Origin of the sequence: Flavobacterium sp. PL02, assembly GCF_035013205.1 — a bacterium.
Classification (GTDB): domain Bacteria; phylum Bacteroidota; class Bacteroidia; order Flavobacteriales; family Flavobacteriaceae; genus Flavobacterium.
Window position 1 is genome coordinate 140681 of record NZ_JAYGJP010000008.1, and the last position, 23628, is coordinate 164308.

Annotated in this window: 21 protein-coding genes; 16 read left to right on the top strand and 5 right to left on the bottom strand. The window is 34.0% G+C overall.

The annotated features are described in order from the left end of the window. Position 1: 1 nt before the first annotated feature. Together SHI72_RS19155 and SHI72_RS19160 are read right to left on the bottom strand one after the other, a co-directional pair. A complete protein-coding gene (locus SHI72_RS19155; RefSeq protein WP_039117807.1) occupies positions 2 to 622 on the bottom strand; it encodes a hypothetical protein in 621 nt (206 codons plus the stop codon). Between the two features lie 330 nt (positions 623 to 952). Continuing rightward, the gene (locus tag SHI72_RS19160) at positions 953 to 3160 is read right to left on the bottom strand and encodes a TonB-dependent receptor (RefSeq protein ID WP_323491060.1); all 2208 of its coding nucleotides are present in this window, start codon (positions 3158 to 3160) and stop codon (positions 953 to 955) included. Between the two features lie 140 nt (positions 3161 to 3300). On the opposite strand from SHI72_RS19160, the gene SHI72_RS19165 reads away from it, so the two are divergent. The 13 genes from SHI72_RS19165 (at position 3301) to SHI72_RS19225 (ending at position 16494) form a co-directional block, all read left to right on the top strand. Beyond that, positions 3301 to 3768 carry a DinB family protein gene (locus tag SHI72_RS19165; protein WP_323491061.1) on the top strand — a complete coding sequence of 156 codons (468 nt, stop codon included), beginning with the start codon at positions 3301 to 3303 and terminating at the stop codon, positions 3766 to 3768. A gap of 8 nt (positions 3769 to 3776) precedes the next feature. Beyond that, positions 3777 to 4235 (top strand): YciI family protein, encoded by a 459-nt coding sequence (locus SHI72_RS19170; RefSeq protein ID WP_323491062.1) that lies wholly within the window; start codon positions 3777 to 3779, stop codon positions 4233 to 4235. An 8-nt stretch (positions 4236 to 4243) separates the two neighbouring features. Further along, positions 4244 to 4819, top strand: a complete 576-nt coding sequence (locus tag SHI72_RS19175) for a sugar O-acetyltransferase (RefSeq protein ID WP_039116001.1) — start codon at positions 4244 to 4246, stop codon at positions 4817 to 4819. Then, a complete protein-coding gene (locus SHI72_RS19180) occupies positions 4819 to 5208 on the top strand; it encodes a VOC family protein (RefSeq protein ID WP_039116000.1) in 390 nt (129 codons plus the stop codon). The genes SHI72_RS19175 and SHI72_RS19180 overlap by 1 nt, the downstream gene beginning before the upstream one ends. 117 nt (positions 5209 to 5325) lie before the next feature. Then, positions 5326 to 6603 (top strand): chloride channel protein, encoded by a 1278-nt coding sequence (locus SHI72_RS19185; protein ID WP_323491063.1) that lies wholly within the window; start codon positions 5326 to 5328, stop codon positions 6601 to 6603. Positions 6604 to 6611: 8 nt separating this feature from the next. Further along, on the top strand, positions 6612 to 7229 hold the full coding sequence (locus SHI72_RS19190; RefSeq protein WP_039115999.1) for an HPP family protein: 618 nt from the start codon (positions 6612 to 6614) through the stop codon (positions 7227 to 7229). Positions 7230 to 7304: 75 nt separating this feature from the next. Then, complete coding sequence (locus tag SHI72_RS19195) at positions 7305 to 7757, top strand: LexA family protein (protein WP_039115998.1); 453 nt, start codon at positions 7305 to 7307, stop codon at positions 7755 to 7757. Positions 7758 to 7986: 229 nt separating this feature from the next. Then, complete coding sequence (locus tag SHI72_RS19200; RefSeq protein WP_323491064.1) at positions 7987 to 9246, top strand: Y-family DNA polymerase; 1260 nt, start codon at positions 7987 to 7989, stop codon at positions 9244 to 9246. A 252-nt stretch (positions 9247 to 9498) separates the two neighbouring features. Beyond that, a complete protein-coding gene (locus SHI72_RS19205; RefSeq protein ID WP_323491065.1) occupies positions 9499 to 9867 on the top strand; it encodes a hypothetical protein in 369 nt (122 codons plus the stop codon). 119 nt (positions 9868 to 9986) lie between these two features. Continuing rightward, positions 9987 to 10850 (top strand): DUF3347 domain-containing protein, encoded by an 864-nt coding sequence (locus SHI72_RS19210; protein WP_323491066.1) that lies wholly within the window; start codon positions 9987 to 9989, stop codon positions 10848 to 10850. Next, the gene (locus tag SHI72_RS19215) at positions 10851 to 11411 is read left to right on the top strand and encodes a helix-turn-helix domain-containing protein (RefSeq protein WP_039115993.1); all 561 of its coding nucleotides are present in this window, start codon (positions 10851 to 10853) and stop codon (positions 11409 to 11411) included. It abuts the gene before it with no gap. Between the two features lie 90 nt (positions 11412 to 11501). Beyond that, positions 11502 to 14228 carry a heavy metal translocating P-type ATPase gene (locus tag SHI72_RS19220; protein ID WP_323491067.1) on the top strand — a complete coding sequence of 909 codons (2727 nt, stop codon included), beginning with the start codon at positions 11502 to 11504 and terminating at the stop codon, positions 14226 to 14228. 10 nt (positions 14229 to 14238) lie between these two features. Continuing rightward, positions 14239 to 16494, top strand: coding sequence for a multicopper oxidase domain-containing protein (locus tag SHI72_RS19225; RefSeq protein ID WP_323491068.1), 2256 nt, complete (start codon positions 14239 to 14241; stop codon positions 16492 to 16494). 162 nt (positions 16495 to 16656) lie between these two features. Here SHI72_RS19225 and SHI72_RS19230 read toward each other — a convergent pair whose 3' ends face one another. Both SHI72_RS19230 and SHI72_RS19235 read right to left on the bottom strand, forming a co-directional pair. Then, a complete protein-coding gene (locus SHI72_RS19230) occupies positions 16657 to 17706 on the bottom strand; it encodes an AMP-binding protein (protein WP_323491069.1) in 1050 nt (349 codons plus the stop codon). Positions 17707 to 17716: 10 nt separating this feature from the next. Continuing rightward, positions 17717 to 18661, bottom strand: coding sequence for a CPBP family intramembrane glutamic endopeptidase (locus SHI72_RS19235; protein ID WP_323491070.1), 945 nt, complete (start codon positions 18659 to 18661; stop codon positions 17717 to 17719). Between the two features lie 110 nt (positions 18662 to 18771). Between SHI72_RS19235 and arsC the strand changes: the two genes are divergently transcribed. After that, positions 18772 to 19122 carry an arsenate reductase (glutaredoxin) gene (gene arsC, locus SHI72_RS19240; protein WP_323491071.1) on the top strand — a complete coding sequence of 117 codons (351 nt, stop codon included), beginning with the start codon at positions 18772 to 18774 and terminating at the stop codon, positions 19120 to 19122. Positions 19123 to 19209: 87 nt separating this feature from the next. Further along, complete coding sequence (locus SHI72_RS19245; protein WP_323491072.1) at positions 19210 to 21666, top strand: outer membrane beta-barrel family protein; 2457 nt, start codon at positions 19210 to 19212, stop codon at positions 21664 to 21666. A 70-nt stretch (positions 21667 to 21736) separates the two neighbouring features. Here SHI72_RS19245 and SHI72_RS19250 read toward each other — a convergent pair whose 3' ends face one another. Further along, positions 21737 to 21901 (bottom strand): hypothetical protein, encoded by a 165-nt coding sequence (locus SHI72_RS19250; RefSeq protein ID WP_035621077.1) that lies wholly within the window; start codon positions 21899 to 21901, stop codon positions 21737 to 21739. A gap of 310 nt (positions 21902 to 22211) precedes the next feature. On the opposite strand from SHI72_RS19250, the gene fumC reads away from it, so the two are divergent. Continuing rightward, positions 22212 to 23609, top strand: coding sequence for a class II fumarate hydratase (gene fumC, locus SHI72_RS19255; protein ID WP_039115986.1), 1398 nt, complete (start codon positions 22212 to 22214; stop codon positions 23607 to 23609). The last annotated feature ends 19 nt before the right edge of the window (positions 23610 to 23628 follow it).

Genomic DNA, 23628 nt, shown 5'->3' on the forward strand with positions numbered 1-23628 from the left:
TTTATTTACAAGTTTTTTGAACTTCAAGCGCTCTGTCTAAACCCCATTTTGGAGAAAAAGGAGTTTCAGGTTTAAAAGTAGCAAAAAGTCCGATAGCTTTTTCAACCTGAGCACACAAAGGTTTCGTGTCAACTCCTGTCCATTTTGCACCACCCAATTGAAAATCGGCTTTGCCAAAAACAACTCTAGGATTATCTGGAGCCAATGCTTCAGCTTTGTTATATGTTTCCATCGTTTTAGCCGAATATTTCATTCCGTTAGTCATAGGATCAGCTACAACCCAAGCAGTGTAAATTAAAGCTTGTAAAACATAAAGTTCCGCATTGTTTTGATCTTTTATCATTTCGATATTCAATGCATTTTGCGCTTTTGTAAGTAATAAATCTATTTGTGTTTTGTCTTGAGTTTTAAAAGCCGATGTTGTATTTACTAATGCAACATAATAATTAGGCAACCAGCTTGTTTTTTCGGCAGCAGCGATTCTTTCAAACAAATCAGATGCTTCCGTATTTTTTCCTTCTTTCCAAAGCCCAAAAGCTTTTCCCATTCCTTGTTCAAATTGAGTTTGAGCAGATAAAAAACTGCAAATAAATAATGTAATCGCGGTAATAAATTTTGTCATGATTTCTTGTTTTAAGGTTTAGTTATTTTTTGATGATTGAAACGTTTGTTAATTTATACTTCAAAAGTATTATAGATTTTATTCTCTTTAAATTTTATGTTACTGAGTTGTTGATTTTTAGGGATGAAGTGTTTGAGGAAGGTTCAAAGGTTTTTTTAAAGAGGTTCAAAGGTTCAAAGGTTTTCTTTAAGGTTCTAAGTGGCTAAGGTTCTGAGGTACTAAGTTTTTTAGCTTCTGAGAAACTTAGTCACTTAGTTTCTCAGAACCTCTTCTACACAATACGAGGAAAACCTTTGAACCTTTGTCACTCAGAACCTCAGTACCTTTCCTCTAAAGATTCTTCAACTGATTCTCATTTTTATTATCACTAATAGTCCAGAAGAAACCAATAAAGAAAAAACGGTCTGCTGTAGGCGTTACGGCTTGTCGGTTATAAACTCCGGTTGCATCTGGATTTTTGGCATAATCGTATCCAAATACATTTTGAGTACCTAATACATTCGAAACCGAGAAGTATAAAATCTTTTGAGTCGTTAATAAATACGCCCAGCTAAGGCTTAAACTATTGTATGATTTTGTTTTTCCGTTCATGAATTTTGTTTCATTTGGGTTGTTGTAAGGTCTTCCGGTGCTAAAACTGTTTGTTAAGCCAACTTGTGATTTCCAATCGGTAATAAAATATTTAGTTACAACCGATAAGTTTTGGTCGGCAACAAAATCGGGAGTTACACTAGTTGGGAAATTTTTATAATCTCTTTTGGTATCAATGTAGGAGTAGGAAATCCAGTATTCCAGATTTTTGTATAATTTACTATCTCTCCAGAATATATCGATTCCTTTAGCATAACCAGAACCATTGTTATTAAAAACCGAATTGTATTGAATGTTTTGCGTGTCGTATTTTACCAAATTGCTGTAATCTTTGTAATAGGCTTCGGCTCTAAAAGTGCGTCCTGTTTTATTGTATTGAAAGTTTAAAATATAATGCGCTGCTTTTTCGCTTTCAAACTGATGATATTTTGAATATTTGATGTAATCAACAACTGGAGTTTGTGTAAAGTCTCCATAAGCAAGAGAAAACTGACTGTTTTTTGCCACTTTATATCCTAATGAAACTCTTGGAGCTAATGCAGTTTCATCAAGTAAACTATTGTTAGAAGCTCTAAGTCCAACTTTTGCAGCTAGTTTGCTAGAGAACGAAATTTCAGTTTCGGCATAAATAGCAGCAATGTTAGAGTCGTAACCATTAGTAATTGTAGGTGTTACATTATCCTGAAAATCTTCGCTGTATTTAGTAATAAAATAATCAGCACCAAATGATAGTTTCACTCTGTTGGAAAGGCTCTTTTTTAATTTTAATTTAAGATGAGCAGCATTTTCATCATCGTTTAAATGATCAATATCAATATCTTTCTTATTGTTGCTATACCCATAACTCAATCCCGAAGTAATTTGCCAGTTACTACCAAATGTTCCATTATATACCGTGTTTAAGTAAAAGTTGTTGTTTACTAAATTGACTCTTATTTTATCTTCAAAATTGATGTTTTTCTGGTTAAGGTCGATTTTTTCAGTATCAAAAGCGGCATATAATTTCAGAGTTCCGTTAGCAAAATGATAACGATATACACTTTCTCCAGATATAGATTGATAGGGTTGGTTCCAATCAACATCTTGTTTTATAACCGCCTGATAAGGAGCCAGGTTAATATAGCTCACATTTACGCTCAATGAACTTTTATCCCATTTTTTTGTATGTCCCACTCCCAATCCTACAGTCATCATAGCGATGTCTGTTTTATTTTGGTCAGGTTCATCCTGAGTATTTAATAATAATACACTCGATAAAGCTTCGCCATATTCTGCCGAATAACCTCCTGTAGAAAAAGCAATTCCGCTAAATAAGAAAGGAGAAAAACGACCACGAGTAGGTAAGTTTTGAACCGTTGCGCCATATGGCTGAGAAACTCTAATACCATCAACAAATGTTTGTGTTTCGTTGGCTTCTCCACCACGAACGAATAAACGCCCATCTTCGCCCACACTTTGAGTTCCCGGTAAGGTTTGTAGAGCAGCAATAATATTTCCTGCAGAACCAGCAGTGGTAACAATGTCCAGAGGTTTTAAAACCGAAACCCTGGCTTTATCGCCAGATTCCATAGTTCCGGCAGTAATAACAACGGCATCTAATGAATTTACGTTTTCCTTTAGCTTTATAATTTGATTTTTAAAATTGGCAGGATCTATTGATGTAGTTGACGTTTCATAAATTAAAAAACTTACTATTAATATTTGATTTCCTGAAGTTTCGGTTGTAAATGAAAACTCTCCATTTTCGGCACTTGTAGCACCATCGTAAGTACCATCTATATATATGTTTGCCCCAGCGATTGGCTTTCCTTTTCCGTCAACTACTTTTCCCGAAAGTGTATTTTGGGCAAAAATAACTGAACTTATTACTAAAAATAAGATTGTAAAAAGGGATTTGATTTTTAATCCTATTCCGTTTTTATTTAATTCTAGACACTTGGTTTTCATGTTTTTTGATTTTGATGAGACAAATATATTTTGTTAATTTTAACATTAAAATATTAAGTAACCCAATTGTAGAATTTTGAGGATGAGTTGTAAAATACTTATTTGTATCTTAGCTTCTGTATTTCAAAAAACGATTTATTATGTCAGAAAATAAAAGAATTTCAAATCTATATCAGTCTATTTATAATGGAAATCCTTGGCTAGAAGTTAATTTAGCAAATACATTAAAAGATGTAAGTGCAGATCAGGCATACAGGAAAATAAATCCTAATTTAAATACGATTTGGGAAATTGTCAATCATCTTATACAATGGAGAAGAAACATTTTAAGACGCGTTCAGGGAGAAACAGTCACTACTCCTGATCATAATTATTTTGTACCTGTTTTAGATTCATCTGAGGCAGCTTGGGAGCAATCACTTCAAAGTCTGACAAAATCACAAGAATTATGGAATTCATTTTTAGATGATTTTGATGATGCCGATTTAGATAAAATATATGTCAATAATAATCATACATATTACGAACATATTCATGGAATCATTCAGCATGACGTTTATCATTTAGGTCAAATTGTTATTCTTAAAAAAATGCTCAAAACGTTATAATCCACTTTATGAAAAAAGCAATAGTATTACTCGTGTTTTTATTTATGAATGTTATCGTATTTTCGCAGGAAACAGAAGTTAAGTTTGATGAGAATTTAGCAAAATCTCTAAATGCGGACGATTACGGAATGAAGAAATACGTATTCTGTCTTTTAAAATCTGGAACAAATACAACAACTTCCAAAGAAGAAACCAAGAAATTATTTGAAGGACATATGGCTAATATTGGCAAATTAGCCAAAGAAGGAAAATTAGTTGTAGCTGGGCCATTTATGAAGAACGATAAAAATTATAGAGGGATTTATATTTTTAATGTAGCAACTATTGAAGAGGCAAAAGCACTTGTAGCAACAGATCCCGCAATAAATGCAAATTTGCTTGAAGCCGAATTAATACCTTGGTACGCAACTGCAGCTTTGCAGGAAACATTAAAGATTCATGAAAAAATCGCCAAGAAAAAAATGTAACACTATTTATGAAAACTGAAAAAGAAAAAATGATTGCAGGAGATTACTACTTAGCTGGTGATTCAATTTTAGTAAAAGATCGTAGAAGAGCTAAAAATTTGCTGCATCGTTTAAATGTAACAGAATACCGTTTGACTAAAAAAGCCAAACTAATTTTAGAAGAATTAATCCCCAATACAGGTAAGAGTTTTTATATAGAACCACCGTTTCATTGCGATTATGGATACAATATTACTTGTGGCGATAATGTTTACTTTAATGTAAATTGTGTTGTTCTGGATTGTGCTCCGGTAACTATAGGGTCGAATGTGTTTTTTGCACCCAATGTTCAAATTTATACGGCTACACATCCGCTTGACGCAGAATTAAGAAAAACACTCGAAAATGCGTTGCCAATTTCTATAGGAGATGACTGCTGGATTGGAGGGAACTCCGTAATTTGCCCAGGAGTAACCATTGGGAAAGGTTGCGTAATAGGAGCAGGATCGGTTGTAACAAAAGATATTCCTGATAATTCGCTTGCAGTAGGGAATCCGGCAAAAGTTATCCGAAAATTAAATCAAGAATCAGAAAATAATAAATAATGCTTTCATTAAATAAAGTACACCATATCGCTATTATTTGTAGCGATTATAATAAGTCCAAATTGTTTTATACCGAGATTATGGGTTTAACTATAATCAGAGAAATTTACCGCGAAGAACGCCAGTCGTATAAACTTGATTTGGCATTAAATGGAGAGTATATTGTTGAGTTATTTTCGTTCCCAAATCCGCCAGCAAGGACTTCTCGACCAGAAGGAGCAGGCTTACGACATTTGGCTTTTGAGGTGTCTGATCTAGACGAAACAATTGCGTTTTTAGCATCAAAGAATGTCGCTTATGAAGCAATACGAATTGACGAAACTACCCAAAAAAGATTTACTTTTATCGCCGACCCAGATGACTTACCGTTAGAATTTTATGAAAGGTAATTTTCTTACTTTACTGTTAAAAAAATGCAATATTCGTATGTTTTAAATCGAATATGGTTCTGTTTCTCTAAATTTGCAAACCACTTATAAAAAGTGAGTTTAAACTTCAAACTTCTGATGAACAAAACGGCGCAAATCAAAAAGAATCATCAATTTATTAAATTTCGAAAATTAGTTATTGTTTCTGTTTTAATTGGTTTTCTCTCGGCATTTTTAGGAATTTCTCTCAAGAAAATAACGGAGTATTACGAAGAAATATTTTTTCATCAAGCTACGGTAAATCCGATTTTTTATGTGATTTTCCCTGTTTTTGGACTTTCGGTAATTTATTTCTTGCGTCAGTATTTATTCAAGAAAAAAGAAAATAAAGGGATCAAAGAAGTTTTTGAAAGTACCCAGTCGAAATCTAAAAACTTACCTAATTATAAAATTCCATCACATTTTATTAATGGATTATTGACGGTTATTTTTGGAGGTTCTACAGGAATCGAAGTTTCTACCGTTGTAGCAACAGCAACGATTGGTTCGGTAGCACAACAAAAAGAAAATATCTTTCGCCAATATAAAACCGAATTAATTTGTGCGGGAGTTGCGGCAGGAGTTACGGCACTATTTAGCAGCCCGATTGCAGGGATTTTATTTGCTGTCGAAGTAATTTCAAGAAAAGTAACACGAGCTTTTATAATTTCTAATTTAATTGCAGTTTCTATAGCTTTCGGGTTAATTACAATTTTAAACGAAGGACCATTATTTGCTGTAAATATTACAACTTGGCACTTAAAGGCGATTCCGTATTTTATCCTTTTAGGTATTCTAGCAGGAATAAATTCGGTTTATTTAACTCGTTGCGTTTTGTTTTTTAAAGGGCAGTTCTCTAAGATAGAAACACATTATTATAAAATCATTTTAGGTTCGATTGTTCTTAGTGTTTCCTTATTTATATTTCCACAACTTTACGGAGAAGGATATCATGCAATAAATGGGATTTTTACAAATTCGGCAATTCCGTTAACGCTTACATTAACTTTCACCTTTATCGGGATCTTACTTTTAAAACCTATTGTAACTTCTATAACATTGGCTTCTGGTGGCGACGGAGGTGTTTTTGCACCAAGTCTTTTTATCGGGGCATTTTTGGGATTGCTTTTGGCATCAGTTTTAAATACGTTTTTTAATGCACAAGTAATTCCGTTAAACTTTATGGTAATTGGTATGGCAGCCGTTTTAAGCGCTAGTATTCATGCACCATTTACAGCAATATTCTTAGTTTGCGGACTAACGAATGATTACACTTTATTTTTGCCAATCTTAGTTGTTTGCTTGATTTCTAAGTACACAGCAAAAATGATTTATCCGCATACAGTTTATACATTTTTACCAAGCATATCAAAATAAAATAATTTATGGGGGGTGTTACCAAAATAAAAAGAAGCTACCGAAAAACAAGATATATACTTTACAAAGAAACTTTAGTTAATTCTAAAGAGATATTCTGGTCATTCTTAGGCTCATTTGTAGGTATCGGATTGATTGCTTATACCCAAACCCAACATTTTACAGGATCAGATTTAGTGTACTTAATTGGTTCATTTGGAGCTTCGAGTGTTTTGGTTTATGGAGAAGTCAGAAGTCCGTTTTCACAACCTCGTAACCTTGTAGGAGGACATGTTATTTCGGCAATTATAGGAGTAACAGTACAACAATTAGCGCCAGATATTATCTGGATTACAGCACCATTGGCAGTATCACTTTCTATTGTTTGTATGCAAGTAACCAAAACATTACATCCACCAGGAGGAGCAACTGCACTTATCGCAGTTACAGGTTCCAGCCAGATAAAAGATTTGGGGTATTGGTATGTTATTTCGCCAGTATTAACAGGAGTTACAGTATTGCTTATTATAGCTTTGATATTTAATAATCTTACTTCATATCGTAAATACCCAAGTCATAATAAATACCATAATACGTATCATAAATTCCGAAGAAGATTAAGCAAGAAAACATCGCCAAATAATTAAAGATCGGTATCGTTGATAACTATTTAGTGTTAAATACTAACAGCGAAAATATAACTTCCGTAATTTTGTGAAACTATGAAATTACGAAGTTTAAATAACGACGACACACCCCTAGAATTTTATATTCCAGATTACTCATCAAAATTAGAAATTCCTTTTTTTGATGTGGGAATTAGCGCGGGATTTCCATCTCCAGCCGATGATTTTATCGAGCTAACGATAGACCTCAACAAAGAATTTATTAAAAACAAAGACACTACTTTTTTTGCCAAAGTAAAAGGGCATTCCATGAAAGATGTTGGAATAAATGATGGTGATTTGTTGATTATTGATAAAAGTTTAGAACCACAAAATAACAAAATTGCAGTTTGCCAAGTCGATGGTAAATTCACTGTAAAACGCATTAAAATAGAAAAAGATATCGTTTGGCTTATCGCCGAAAATGAAGATTACGAACCTATAAAAGTGACAGCCGAAAATGAACTTTTAATTTGGGGAATTGTAGTTCATTCGATAAAATCTTTTTAATTGTATTGAAATAGAACGTGGATTAAATGGATTTATTCCGTAAAAACGCTGAAAAAAACGAATTTTTTGACGCAATCTTTGTCAAATTTCAAAACTTTGACAAAGATATAATTTGTGAAAATTCGTGTAATTTGTGGTTAAAAAAATCCGCAATCCAGGAATCGTAGAGGCGCACCGCAGTGCGTCTCAACACACAGAGAGAAAGAATAGTTTCAAAAATAAATAAACAATGTTTGCTTTAGTCGATTGTAATAATTTTTATGCCTCTTGCCAAAGGGTATTCGAACCACATTTGATAGGAAAACCAGTCGTTATCCTTTCTAATAATGATGGTTGCGTTATTGCGCGTTCTGATGAAGCAAAGTTAGCAGGAGTTCCGATGGGAGCGCCCGCATTTAAATTTGAAGCATTGTTTAAAGAAAAGAATATTTATGTGTATTCTTCTAATTATGCTTTGTATGGCGATATGAGCAATCGGGTAATGAATATGCTTAGAACGTATACTCCCGATATTGAACTGTATAGTATCGACGAAGCTTTCTTGAAATTCTCAGGTTTCGAATTATTCGATTTACATAATTTGGGACTCGACATGCGAAAAAAGATTACAAGAGGTACAGGAATTCCAGTAAGTGTAGGTTTTGCACCAACGAAAGCTTTGGCAAAAGTGGCAAATAAAATTGCCAGGAAATTTGCCGAAAGAACTCAAAATGTGTATTCGATTGATACCGATGAGAAAAGAATCAAAGCACTAAAATGGACAAAAATAGAAGATGTTTGGGGAATAGGAAGAAAGCATGCCAAACGTCTGAAACAAAAAAATATCCTGACTGCTTATCAGTTTACACAATTATCTGATGCCTGGGTGCGTAAAGAAATGGCTGTTGTGGGACTTCGGCTAAAACATGAGTTAGAGGGAAAACCAACATTAGATTTAGAAGCACCTCGAAATAAAAAAATGATTGCGACTACACGCTCATTCGAAACTAAATATGCTACTTACGATGAGATTTCGGAACGAGTAAGCACCTTTACAGCTTCGTGTGCCGAAAAATTAAGACGCCAAGGTTGCCATTGCAATATGGTAACAGTTTTTATCCAGACAAATTATTTAGCAAACGACCAATCGCAATATTCGCGTAGTATTACTATAAATACCGACTTTCCGACCAACTCCACAATCGAGCTAAATCAAGCCGCACAAAGAGGATTAAAGGAAATTTATAAAACCGGATATTCCTATAAAAGAGCCGGAGTTGTTGTTATGGGCTTAACGCCAAATGACGAAACGCAACTTAATTTATTTAGTACATCCAACCCGAAACACCAGCCATTGATGAGTGTTATCGATAAGATGAATTTAAGTTATGGCGATAACAAAGTCAAATTTGGAGTACAATCATTAGGCAGACAATGGAAAATGAAACAAGAAAGACTATCTCCCAAATTCTCTACAAAACTTAAAGATGTTATTACGATAGAGGTTTAATTTTTTTAACCTCAAATTGTATTGTGTTTCTTTTGATTATCTAAAAAAAATGGAACACGGATGATACGGATTCGCTATCGCGAAAACACGGATTAAAACTGATTTTTTTTCTTTACGGATTACTTTAAAAATCCGTTTTTATCCGCGTCTTTACTTTAGTAAATCCGCGTCATCCGCGTTCCATTTTCACAGCAACCACATAATTTTATCATTAAAAAAAATATATTGTATCTTTGAATTTCAAAATTTTAGATGATTTCAAAAACGCACATATTATTTTTTGTTTTCTTGCTTGGTTTCTTTTTGATGCCAACGCAAGTAGAAGCGTGCGGTATGAAATCTGAAAAAAAGAAGCATACAACCGAAAAATCGCAAACAAAATCAACTGATGGTTGTTGTGATTCAAGCTCTAATAAAAAAGGAAAAGATGGTTGTGCCGATAAATGCAATCATTCTAATTGCCGTTGTGTTACAGTTATTTCGATGTTTACTTCCGAAAAATGGAATGAAACTACATTAAATTGTTTTAATTTTTCGAATAAAAAACAATTCTTTCAGTCTCATGAAGCCGCTTTATCTTCAGGCTTTTATAGTATCTGGTCTCCGCCAAAAATAAGCTAAAAGTTTTCTGTGATAGCCATAAGTGCGTCTAATAGAAAATGTTAACTTTAAGTATTCAAAAAATAAATATCAAATAACGTTCAGGAGTTTTACATTCTTGACAGATAATCTATAAAAAAATGAAATCGATAAAAACTTTATTGGTAGCAATCGTTGCATTGTTATCATTCACTGCATGTGATGCAAAAATAAAAAACGCAAAAACCGAAACTGTAAAAATATTTGGTAATTGCGAAATGTGTAAAAAAACAATCGAGAAAGCAGGTAACTTAAAAAATAGTGCCGAAGTAGATTGGAATAAAGATTCTAAAATGGCAACGCTTACTTATGATGCCACCAAAACAAACAAAGAGGAGATATTAAAACGTATTGCTTTAGCGGGATATGATAGCAATGAGTTTTTAGCACCAAATGATGCGTATGCTAAACTTCCTGAATGTTGCCAATATGAGCGAAATAATAAAAAAATGGCAATGGTTGTTCCTGCTGAGAAAATGAACCATGAAGCGCATTCTGGTCACGAAATGACTTCTTCGGATGTGGATCAAAAAGCAAATATTCTAAAACCAGTTTTTGATGCGTATTTCGGAATCAAAGATGCATTGGTAAAAACAGACGGTGCTACTGCTTCGGCGAAAGCCAAAACATTAGTAACAGCCATTGATGGAGTAAAAATGGAAAGTTTACCAATGGATGTTCACATGGTTTGGATGAAAGTTTTGAAAGACTTAAAAGAAGATGCCGAGCATATTGCTGATACAAAAGATGCAATACACCAAAGAGATCATTTTGGGACATTATCTAAAAATGTATATGCGTTATTAAAAGTTTCAAAAGGGGATACACCAACATATTATCAGTTTTGCCCAATGGCAAATAACGGAAAAGGTGCAAACTGGTTGAGTAAAGAAAGTACCATTAAAAACCCATATTATGGTTCGAAAATGTTGAGCTGTGGTAGTACTGTAGAAACTATCAAGTAAATGAAGCTATACATTAAAAACATGGTTTGCAGTCGCTGTAAAATGGTCGTGAAGTCGGAGTTGGAAAAACTCGGGCTTCATCCGATTGCAGTAGAACTGGGTGAGGTAGAAATAGAAGAAAAAGAGATAAATTCTTTAAAAGAAGATTTAGTAAATGTCTTGCATTCTTTGGGTTTTGAACTTATAGATGATAAAAAAAGTTTGACTATTGAGAAAACTAAAACCTTAATCATCGAATTGGTTCATTATAAAAATAACGACCTCAGCACTAATTTATCCCATTATTTATCGACTAATTTACAACATGATTATAACTCGTTAAGTAATCTTTTTACGGAAGTAGAAGGGACAACTATTGAAAAATATTTTATCTCTCAGAAAATAGAAAAGGTAAAAGAGTTACTTATATACGATGAATTAAGTCTGAGCGAAATTGCTTATCAGCTTCAATATAGTAGTGTGGCACATTTGAGTAATCAATTTAAAAAAGTAACAGGATTTTCACCAAGTTATTATAAAAAGTTGAAAGACAAAAAGCGAAAACAAATAGAGGATTTGTAAATCTTATAAATCATAACCAAAATTGTACAAGCTTATTGAAGCGTTATTTTAGAAATTTGTTAAAGAAAAATTCATAAAAAAAATAAAGCAATGACTCATACTTATACAATCACAGGAATGACTTGCGATGGATGTCGTACTAAAGTAGAAAAAACATTAAATGCTATCGATGGAATCGAGGCACGTGTTACTTTGGAACCACCATTGGCAACGATTACGATGGAAAAGCATATTCCGACGGAGCAACTGCAAGAAGCATTAACTGCGGTTGGAAAGTACACCATTGAAATGACTATGAATCATGGACACGAAAAGCCAGCCGAGAAATCATGCTGTAGTGCTGACGGACATAAACATGAGCATAAAAAAGAAGCTGTACCGCATAATCATGCTGGAGGAAAATACTATTGTCCGATGCATTGCGAAGGGGGTAAAATGTATGACAAAGCTGGAGATTGTCCTGTGTGCGGAATGCATTTAGTACAAGAACCAGTAACAGTTCAGGCACACGAAAAGCCAGCCGAGAAATCGTGTTGCAGTGCTGACGGACATAAACATGAGCATAAAAAAGAAGTTGTACCGCATAATCATGCAGGAGGAAAATACTATTGCCCGATGCATTGTGAAGGCGATAAAATGTATGATAAAGCTGGAGATTGTCCTGTGTGCGGAATGGATTTAATACAAGAGCCAGCAGCTATTCAGGTTCAGCAATATACATGCCCAATGCATCCAGAGGTTATAAGTAATATACCAGGTTCATGCCCAATTTGCGGTATGGATTTAGTGCCAATGGAACCAACAGATAGCGAAGAGAATAAGGTCTATAAAGAGTTATTGCGAAAAATGAAAATTGCAATACTCTTTACTGTTCCTATCTTTTTTATTGCCATGATAGAAATGATGCATGATAATCCTTTGCTAAAAATAATGGATGTTGGGAAATGGAATTGGGTGCAACTGCTTTTCTCGCTTCCTGTAATTTTTTATGCAGGTTGGATGTTTTTCGTTCGCGGATGGAAATCAATTGTGACTTGGAACTTAAATATGTTTACCCTTATCGCGATTGGTACTGGGATGGCATTTTTATTTAGTATCGTAGGAATGTTTTTTCCTGATATATTTCCAGAAGAATTTAAATCGGGACACGGAACAATTCATCTTTATTTTGAAGCTGCAACAGTAATTATTACACTGGTTTTATTAGGGCAATTGCTAGAAGCAAGAGCACATAGCCAGACTAGTGGTGCTATAAAAGAATTATTAAAACTTGCTCCTACAGAAGCGACTCTGGTAATTGATGGAGTCGATAAAGTAATTGCAATTCACGATATTAAAAAAGGAGATTTACTTAGAGTAAAACCCGGAGATAAAATTCCTGTAGACGGAAAAATTACCGATGGAGAAAGCACGATAGACGAATCGATGATTACTGGAGAGCCTATTCCTGTTGATAAAAAAGTAGGTGATGTGGTGTCTTCGGGAACTATAAACGGAAACAAATCATTTGTTATGATTGCCGAAAAAGTAGGTTCAGAAACTTTGCTTTCGCAAATTATACAAATGGTAAATAATGCCAGTCGTTCCAGAGCACCAATCCAGAAACTAGCCGATAGTATTGCTAAATACTTTGTGCCAATTGTTGTTATTATTTCGATACTTACCTTTTTTATCTGGGCAAAATTTGGTCCAGAACCAGCAATGGTTTACGGCTTTATTAATGCAATTGCAGTATTGATAATTGCTTGTCCGTGTGCATTGGGTTTAGCAACACCAATGTCTGTAATGGTAGGAGTTGGAAAAGGAGCCCAATCGGGAATTCTGATAAAAAATGCAGAAGCTTTAGAAAAAATGGACAAAGTAAATGTTCTGATTACTGATAAAACGGGAACAATTACAGAAGGAAAACCTTCGGTAGAGAAAATTGTTGCGCTACAATATTCAGAGGATGAACTGTTACAATACATTGCTTCTTTAAATCAGTATAGCGAACATCCTTTGGCGGAAGCCGTAGTAAAATTTGCAAAAGCTAAAAATATCTCTTTGACAAAAGTAGATGATTTTGAAAACATTGCAGGAAAAGGAGTTATTGGAACTGCGATTGATAAAAAGGTTGCATTAGGGAATAAAAAATTAATGGAGCAAGTAGGAGTAATTGTTTCTGGAGCTATTGAAGAGAAAATTATTGCTGAACAAAAATTAGGAAAAACAGTTTCTTATATCGCTGTAGATAAAAATGTAGTAGGATTTGTTACCATAACCGATGCTATAAAAGCAACCAGTGCTGCCGCTATAAAAGAATTAATGCGACAAGGAGTTGAGGTAATTATGCTTACGGGAGATAATATAAATACTGCTAAAGCGGTTGCCGACGAATTGCACTTAACTTCATTTCAGGCAGGTTGTTTGCCAGAAGATAAACTAAAAGTAATTGAGAAATTACAAGCCGAAGGAAAAATTGTAGCCATGGCGGGAGATGGTATAAACGATGCGCCTGCTTTGGCACAATCGGATATTGGGATTGCGATGGGAACAGGAACCGATGTTGCGATAGAAAGTGCCAAGATTACTTTGGTAAAAGGAGATTTGCAAGGAATTGTAAAAGCAAAAAACCTGAGCCACGCTGTAATGGCAAACATCAAACAAAATCTATTCTTTGCTTTTATATACAACGTATTAGGTGTGCCTGTTGCTGCGGGAGTTTTATATCCGTTTTTCGGAATATTGCTTTCTCCTATGATTGCTGCTTTGGCAATGAGTTTTAGTTCTGTATCTGTTATTGTGAATGCATTGCGATTGAGAAGTTTAAAACTTTAAAAACTAAAAAATGAAAATTTATTCAATACTCATATTGTTGCTTTTTGCGATAAGCACGACTGCACAAAAAATTGTGAGGTATGATTTATACGTAAAAGATACGTTGGTGAATTTTACAGGAAAGTCCAAAAGAGCAATTGCAGTAAATGGACAAATCCCGATGCCGACACTTACTTTTACCGAGGGAGATATCGCCGAAATTCATGTGCATAATCAGTTAAAGGAAAGTACATCTTTGCATTGGCACGGTATCTTTTTGCCAAATCAGGAAGATGGAGTTCCTTTTCTTACACAAATGCCTATAAAGCCAGGGGAAACTTATGTGTATAAATTTCCTGTTATCCAAAATGGTACACATTGGTATCATAGTCATAGTGGTTTGCAGGAGCAAATTGGGATGTATGGTTCTTTGATAATGAAGAAGAAAACAGATGATTCCGATTTTAGAAAAGGAATCGATGATTTGCCTACAATCCCTGTGATGATAAGCGAATGGACAGATTACAATCCAGATAATGTACACCGAATGTTACATAATGCTTCGGACTGGTTTGCGATTAAAAAAGGAACAACCCAAAGTTATACCGAAGCAATAAAAGCAGGTCATTTTAAAACCAAAGTCAATAACGAATGGAAACGTATGATGGCAATGGATGTAAGCGATGTGTATTATGATGCATTTTTAATTAACGGTAAAAAAGAAAATGAATTTCCAGGTCCATTTAAAGCGGGAGATAAAGTTAGACTGAGAATTTCTAATGGAGGTGCTTCGTCTTATTTTTGGCTTACATACGCCGGAGGAAAAATTACGGTCGTAGCCAATGATGGAAACGACGTAGTTCCTGTTGAAGTTGATAGATTGATTATAGGTGTATCCGAAACGTATGATGTCGTGGTAACAATTCCTGCCGATGATACTGCTTTTGAATTTTTGGCTACGCCGGAGGATCGAACAAAATCAACGTCGATTTATTTAGGAACTGGTATAAAACAATTAACAAGCCCGTTGCCAAAACTCGATTATTTTGAGGGAATGAAAATGATGAACGGCATGATGAACATGGACGGAACCATGAACGAGATGGGAATGGGCATGAGCTTACAAAAAATGGATATGAATGCCGTAATGTATCCTGAAATTACAGGAAGTGCATCAAAAGAAATGAAACATACTCCCGAAGAACCGATGAAAATGGCCGACGGAGAAAAAATGGATCATTCAACCCATCAAATGGAAGCGAGTTCTACAGACATTGTAACATTAAATTACAGTATGCTTAAATCGCCTACGGTAACAACATTGCCTAAAGATGCTCCCGTTAGAGAATTACGTTTTGAGTTAACAGGAAACATGAATCGCTATTTATGGAGTATGGATAATAAAGTATTGTCTGAATCCGATAAGATATTAATTAAAAAAGGAGAGACATTACGAATCGTATTGTACAATAATTCGATGATGCGACATCCAATGCATTTACACGGTCATGATTTTAGAGTATTAAATGGACAAGGCGAATATTCTCCATTAAAAAATGTATTGGATATTATGCCAATGGAAACCGATACGATTGAGTTTAGTGCAAATGCCGATGGAGATTGGTTTTTTCATTGCCATATTTTGTATCACATGATGGCAGGAATGAATCGTGTTTTTAGTTATGAGAACTCCCCACCAAATCCGTTATTGCCAGATAAAGAATGGGCATACAGAGAATTGCAAAAAGAAAGTAATATGAGTCATATTATGGCAGAGAATGATTTTGCTACTAATGGAAATGATGGTCGTGCAATGATACAAAATGCACGTTGGAGTTTTGGTACCGAGTGGAGATTAGGATATAATGATAGGCATGGTTATGAAACCGAAACTCATATCGGACGTTATATTGGCAAAAATCAATGGTTTATGCCATTTATAGGATTTGATTGGCGTTATAGAAAATTTGGACATGATGAGGTTGAGAAAAATATCTTCGGACAAAAAAATACCAAAGACAATCGTTCCGTATTAAGTATTGGTGCCGATTATACATTGCCGTGGCTGGTTATTGCTCAAGCCGAAGTTTTTACAGATGGAAATGTTAGATTTCAATTATCCCGAGAGGATATTCCGATTTCGCCAAGAATACGAATGGCTTTTATGGTAAATACAGATAAAGAATATATGGGAGGTTTAAAATATATTCTGACCAAAAACGCAGGAATCTCTACACATTATGATAGTGATATGGGTTGGGGATTTGGTTTAATGCTTAATTATTGAATTGTATTGAATGTGAAATGGGAGAAGTGAAAAGCTAAACTGTATTTTAAAAGAAAACCATATAAGTTATATAAGAAAATATAAGTTTTAAAAACTTAAATGGACTTACATAGCTTATATGGTTAAACTAAAATGTTATTTTTTGTTAATCGCTTTCTTGGGTTATAAATTGTATAGATAACTTTTCTTGCGGATGATTTTTCCGTTTTCAGTCTCTTTAAATTTAGGAACAAAAATGATTTCTTTTGGCTTTTGATATTTATCTAGATTGTCAAAGATTGCATTGTCGATAGTATGTTTTTCACCTTCGATAACCAAAACTAATTTTTCGCCCAAAGCCGTATCAGGAACACCGATTACAAAATATCTGGTATCTATTTTACCCGAAAGTTTTTCTTCTATTTGCTCAGGAATTAATTTTATTCCGCCACTATTAATGACATTGTCAATTCTTCCTAAAAAGACAAACTGATGGTCGTTTATTAGCTCGACTATATCATTGGTTACAATTGTTTCGCTAGAAATTGTAGGCGCATTTATAACAAGACAATTTCTATCATCTTGAGATATTTGTACATGAGGTAAAACGGTAAAAGCCTTTTCTCCAACTTGTTTGGCAGCAATATGAGTAATCGTTTCGGTCATGCCGTAAGTTTCGTACACCTTAGTTTTTAGCTTAGATACACTTTTTATAAGCGTAGCATCCATTGCAGCGCCACCTACAATAAGTTTTTTTACATTTTTAAGCGCAGGTAATGAATTTTGAACCTGTAAAGGAACCATTGCTACAAAATCGTATTTGGTATTGTTGTTTGTAAGAGGATGCAGGCTAGGAGCAACAAAATCGACATCCAGTCCAAGAATTAAACTCCTTACAATCATCATTTTTCCAGCAATATATTGAGTAGGCAAGCAATGTAATGCTTTATCTCCGGGATGTAAATCAAAGAAATCACCCGTTGCAAGTGCCGACTCAATCATGGCTTGTTTTTCTAACTGAATCACTTTTGGAGCTCCAGTTGTTCCCGAAGTAGTTATCTCGATATAAGATTTCTCATCAAACCAATCTAAGATAAACTCACCAATAGCTCTTTCATAAGCTTCGCCTTCTTTAACGAAACTATAGGCTATTTGAGATAAGTCTTCTCCATTAAAATGGTCTCCATTTAATTTGAAGAAATTGTGGACGTTTTTATATGTTATTTTTGACATTTGAGTTTGGTTATAGTTTAATAGTTTCAGACTTATTTTCAGTAACGATTTCACCCGTTAATTTTTCTTTCCAATTCGTCCAGTTGTATTTTTTGCTAAAAATATATAGCATGATAGGATAAATAACAATTACTGGCAAGATAATATCTGCGCCAGCAGATGGTTCTGAGATATCTTTAAAAACCGAATGAGTTTGGAATACCGACCAATCCGAAGTAACCAATAGTGCGCCTACTAGATTATTGGCAGCATGAAAACCTAATGCCAGTTCTATACCTTCATCCATTAAAGTAATAATTCCTAAAAATAATCCTGTCCCAATGTAATATACCATAACGATATAACCCATTTTAGACACTTCGGGATTAAAAATATGCATTACCCCAAATATGGTCGAAGTCATTAGTAACGGGAACCATTTGTTTCGGGCTAGATTTGCAAATCCCTGCATTAAATATCCACGAAAAACATATTCTTCGGTACTAGTCTGGATAGGAATTAAAAGAGTTCCTATTATAAATAAAATGGCAAACGGAATAGGTTTAAAATTAATTACAAAATCTTCAGGACTTAGATAATAAAACAAAACTGTTAGTACAGCAGTAATAATTCCCCAAAGAGTAAATGAAAATAGAATACGATTCCAATCTACTTTTGGTCTGGAAGTAGTAACCGATAAAAAAGTTTGATGATGTATATAACGTACCACAAAGTAAACTCCTGCCAAGGCAAATGCAAACGAAATCAAGATAAGAAATAAGGTCATATTCGATTCAAAAATCTTCATCATACCAGCTTCACTCGTTGGGTAAGGTGTTTTATTTACGAGAGTTTGATATAATATGCCGAGTGTAAGCGGAATTTGACCAACAAAAGATGCGGTTATTATAAAGACGGAACCTAATAAATATCTCCAAAATTTGTTTTTTTCTTTAACTCCTTGTTCTAGAAACATGTATTTTTAATTTAAAATAGTACTTTGATTTATTGCATAAATCTTATTTTTGCTAGCACTAATTTACCTTTTTTTATTTCAAATACGTTTACTTCTTTAAAAAAATAAAAATGATACAAATATATCACAACCCACGTTGCGGGAAATCAAGAAATTGTCTGGCTTTTATCGAGAATACAAAACAAGACTTTGAGATAATCCCATATCTTACCGAAACTCCTTCATTTGATGCATTAAAAGAATTGCTTCATAAACTAGATTTAAAACCGATAGAGTTAGTTCGAACTAAAGAAAAAATCTGGATAGAGAACTTCAAGAATAAAACAATGACCGATACTGAAGTTATACAAGCTATGGTCGATAATCCTATCTTAATCGAAAGACCTATTGTTGTTAAAGACGGGAAAGCTATTATCGGTAGAGATTTAGAATTGCTAAAACCTTTTTTAGAAACATTATAAAGAGGGTTGTTAACATATTTTTATGATTTTTCATTTTAAACCTACAGTTACATTTGCAGTCTAAAAGCCAAATAGAAACTACCAAAAATGAAAAAAAATCAATTAACCATCATGCTTGTATGTCTTTTTACAAGCATGCTCAGCTTTGCCCAACAACCAGAAGGGCAAAGAGCAAAAGTAAAAGTTACTGGTAAAGTTGTCGAGAAAACGACAAACCAACCGCTAGAATATGCTACAATTACTTTGGTAAATACCAAAAATCCAAAAGCACTTGCAGGAGGAATCACCAATAACAAAGGAGAATTTAGCGTAGATGCTGTTCCTGGGGTTTATGATATTAAAATTGAGTTTATTTCATTTAAGGTAATAGAAATCAAACAGAAAAATATTGCTGAGAATATCAATTTAGGACAATTTGCTTTATCCGAAGATGCCAACCAACTTAATGAAGTTGTGGTTCGTGCCGAGAAATCTACAGTAGAAATTAAACTTGACAAAAAAGTATATAATGTAGGTCAGGACATGATTGTAAAAGGAGGAACAGTAAGTGATGTTCTTGATAATGTACCATCAGTTTCTGTAGATACCGAAGGAAATGTAAGTTTAAGAGGAAGTGATAATATTAGAATCTTAATAGACGGAAGACCTTCAAATGCTATAAATGTAGCCGAAGCATTGCGTCAAATCCCAGCCGATGCAATTGATAAAGTTGAGGTAATCACAAATCCATCAGCACGATATGATGCCGAAGGAGGTTCAGGATTAATAAATATTATTCTTAAAAAAGGGAAAAATCAAGGATTTAACGGAACTTTTATAGCTTCAACAGGAATTCCAGAAACCTACGGAGTAAGTGCAAATGCAAATTATAAAACTAAAAAAATAAACTATTTTACAACTGCAGGATACAGTTACAGAACAACTGAAGGTGGTGGTTCAACAAATTCTGAGTATTTAAATCCAGACGGATCTATTAAAAGTTATCTTGATGAACTAAGAGATACCAAAAGATTAAGAAAAGGCTTTAATGCCAGAGTGGGGGCAGAGTGGGAAATTACTCCAACAATATTTTGGACAAACGCTGTTAATTATCAAAAAAATAGCGGAGAAGATAAAGACCTGATTGACTACAATAATTTTGATGTAAATCATGATTATACAGGATCATCTTATAGATTAAGTAATACTAATATAGCTAGTGATAATGTCGAGTTTACATCAAACTTGATTAAAAACTTTAATGATAAAGGACATAAATTGACTGGAGATATATCTATTTCTAAAAATAATGATGATAGTAATGGTACAATCACAGGTTCACCAAATTTTAATACAACATTAAACAATCAGGTTCAGAAACAATTTCAGATCCAGGCAGATTATGTATTGCCATTTGGAGAAGGAAGTCAGTTTGAGGCTGGTTATAAAGGGAATTTCAATGATTTAGATAACGTATACAATGTAAATACTGACGATCAAGGAAATCCAATCCAAGGTTTCTTGTCGAATACATTAGTTTATAAAGAGAAAATAAATGCGCTTTATACACAATTTGGGTCAAAAATTAAAGAGACTAAATTCTCCTACCTTTTAGGATTACGTTGGGAAGACAGTAATATTGATGTAAATTTATTGGACACCAATAATTTTAATAATAAGAAATATAATAATCTTTTTCCAAGTGCATTTCTTAATTATGAAATATCAGATAACAGTAGCCTTTCTATAAGTTACAGTAAGCGTATTTCCAGACCAAGAGGACGTTTCATGAATCCAGCTACAAATTATGCCAGTAATATCAATATCTTTAGAGGAAATCCAGATTTAGATCCTTCGCTTACCGATAAATATGATGTAGGTTATATAAAACGTTGGGATAAAGTAACTTTTAATACTTCCTTGTATTATGAAAACACAACCGATGTATTTACATTCGTAAGATTACAAACAGGAGATAATGTTGATGGAATTCCAGTTATTTTAAGTACTCCGATTAACTTAGGAAAACAACAAAAGATTGGTTATGAATTCACAGTAAACTATACCCCTTTTAAATGGTGGAAATTAAATACCAATTTTAATCTTTATAATCTTAATACAACAGGAGATTATACTTATACAGATATCAACAATTTAGCAATCACAGAAAATTTTGATAACGAGGCAACATCATGGTTTGCCCGTATAAGTTCAAGAATAACTTTACCATACAAAATCGACTGGCAAACTACAGCTATGTATAATGGAGCGCAAAAAACAGCACAAGGTAAAAACTTAGGGCAGTTTGGATTAAATTTAGCTTTTAGTAAAGATGTCTTGAAAGATAAAGGAACAATTGCTTTTAATGTAAGTGATGTATTCAATTCAAGAATTATGAAAACAGAAACATATCTAGATAATGTAAATTCATATAGCGAAATGCAATTTCGTAAGCGACAGTTCAATCTTTCATTTACATATAGATTCAATAAGCCTAAAAACGAAAGAGAAAAACAAGGGCCTAAAAATGAAGGTAATGATGGAGGAGGAGAGTTTCCTGGATAAGGAAACCTCGTAAATAAAAAAAAGGACTCGTGTAAACGGGTCCTTTTTTTATGTAGTAATCAAATTAATTTTAAATTGATTGCTCTTTCTTTGCTTTTCTTTCTTTGTACATTTCCCATAGCGCTCCACCAATCCAATATTGAACGAAACCTACCAAGAAGAACATTAACCAAAACCCTATAGTTAGAATGGTTAAGAAAAGTAAAAAGCCTAAATACTGTGAAAATTCAAACATGTTTTCCGGAATTTTTGAATGTAGCCACAAATGTAGGTCTAATATTTTTTCTTACCAATAAAAAACTAAATCAATTTTTATAAAAAAGTAATTATCCGTATTTTTGAGGTCAGTTTTAAAAAGATAAGCTCATAATTTGGTTTAGGAGCTATTTCCAGCTGTCCGCTATATCTTTTTTGGTCCGAAAAAAGACCCAAAAAAGGATGCCGCTTCCATCTGGGCTAGAAATCTAGTTTGCGATGATAGTTTTAAGTGATAGTTTTACAGTTTACACGAATTTTTATATAATAACACACATAAATACATTAAAATGAAATTCAGAATAGAAAAAGACACCATGGGAGAGGTGCAAGTTCCTGCAGAAAAATATTGGGGAGCACAAACAGAACGTTCTAGAAACAATTTTAAAATTGGCGCATCAGCATCGATGCCAAAAGAAATCGTAGAAGGATTTGCTTACTTAAAAAAAGCAGCTGCTTATGCAAACCATGATTTAGGTGTTTTACCAGTCGAAAAAAGAGATGCAATCGCAGCAGTTTGCGACGAAATCTTAGCAGGTAAACTAGACGACCAATTTCCGTTGGTAATCTGGCAAACAGGTTCAGGTACACAAAGTAACATGAACGTAAACGAAGTAATTGCAAACCGTGCACAAGTTTTAAAAGGATTTGAAATCGGCGAAGGAGAGCAATTCATCAAAGCTAATGATGATGTAAACAAATCACAATCATCAAACGATACTTTCCCAACAGGAATGCACATTGCAGCTTACAAAGCAGTAGTTGAAATTACTATTCCAGGAGTAGAAAAATTAAGAGATACACTTCACGCAAAAGCGGTAGAATATAAAAGTGTTGTAAAAATTGGTCGTACCCACCTTATGGATGCAACACCACTTACATTAGGACAAGAACTTTCAGGATATGCTGCACAGTTAACTTATGGTATAAAAGCCGTTAAAAACACTTTGGCACACTTATCAGAAGTTGCTTTAGGAGGAACAGCAGTAGGAACAGGATTAAATACACCAGCAGGATACGATGTAAAAGTGGCAGCATATATTGCAGAGTTTACAGGACACCCATTTGTAACAGCTGAGAATAAATTTGAAGCACTTGCAGCACACGATGCAATTGTAGAATCTCATGGAGCATTAAAACAATTAGCAGTTTCATTAAATAAAATTGCAAATGATGTACGTATGCTAGCTTCAGGACCACGTTCAGGAATTGGAGAAATCATCATTCCAGAAAACGAACCAGGTTCATCTATCATGCCAGGAAAAGTAAACCCAACACAATGCGAAGCATTAACAATGGTTTGTGCTCAGGTTATGGGGAACGATGTTGCAATTTCGGTAGGAGGAATGCAAGGACACTATGAACTGAATGTTTTTAAACCAGTAATGGCTGCAAACTTCTTGCAATCGGCACGTTTATTAGGAGATGCTTGTATCTCATTTGATGAGCATTGTGCACAAGGTATTGAGCCAAATTACAAACGTATCAAAGAATTAGTAGACAATTCATTAATGCTAGTAACAGCATTAAATACTAAAATCGGATACTACAAATCGGCAGAAATTGCTCAAACAGCACACAAAAACGGAACAACACTTAAAGAAGAAGCAGTTCGTTTAGGTTATGTAACACCAGAAGATTTTGATGCTTGGGTAAAACCAGAAGATATGGTTGGAAGCCTTAAATAATTATTGATGATTAGTTGTT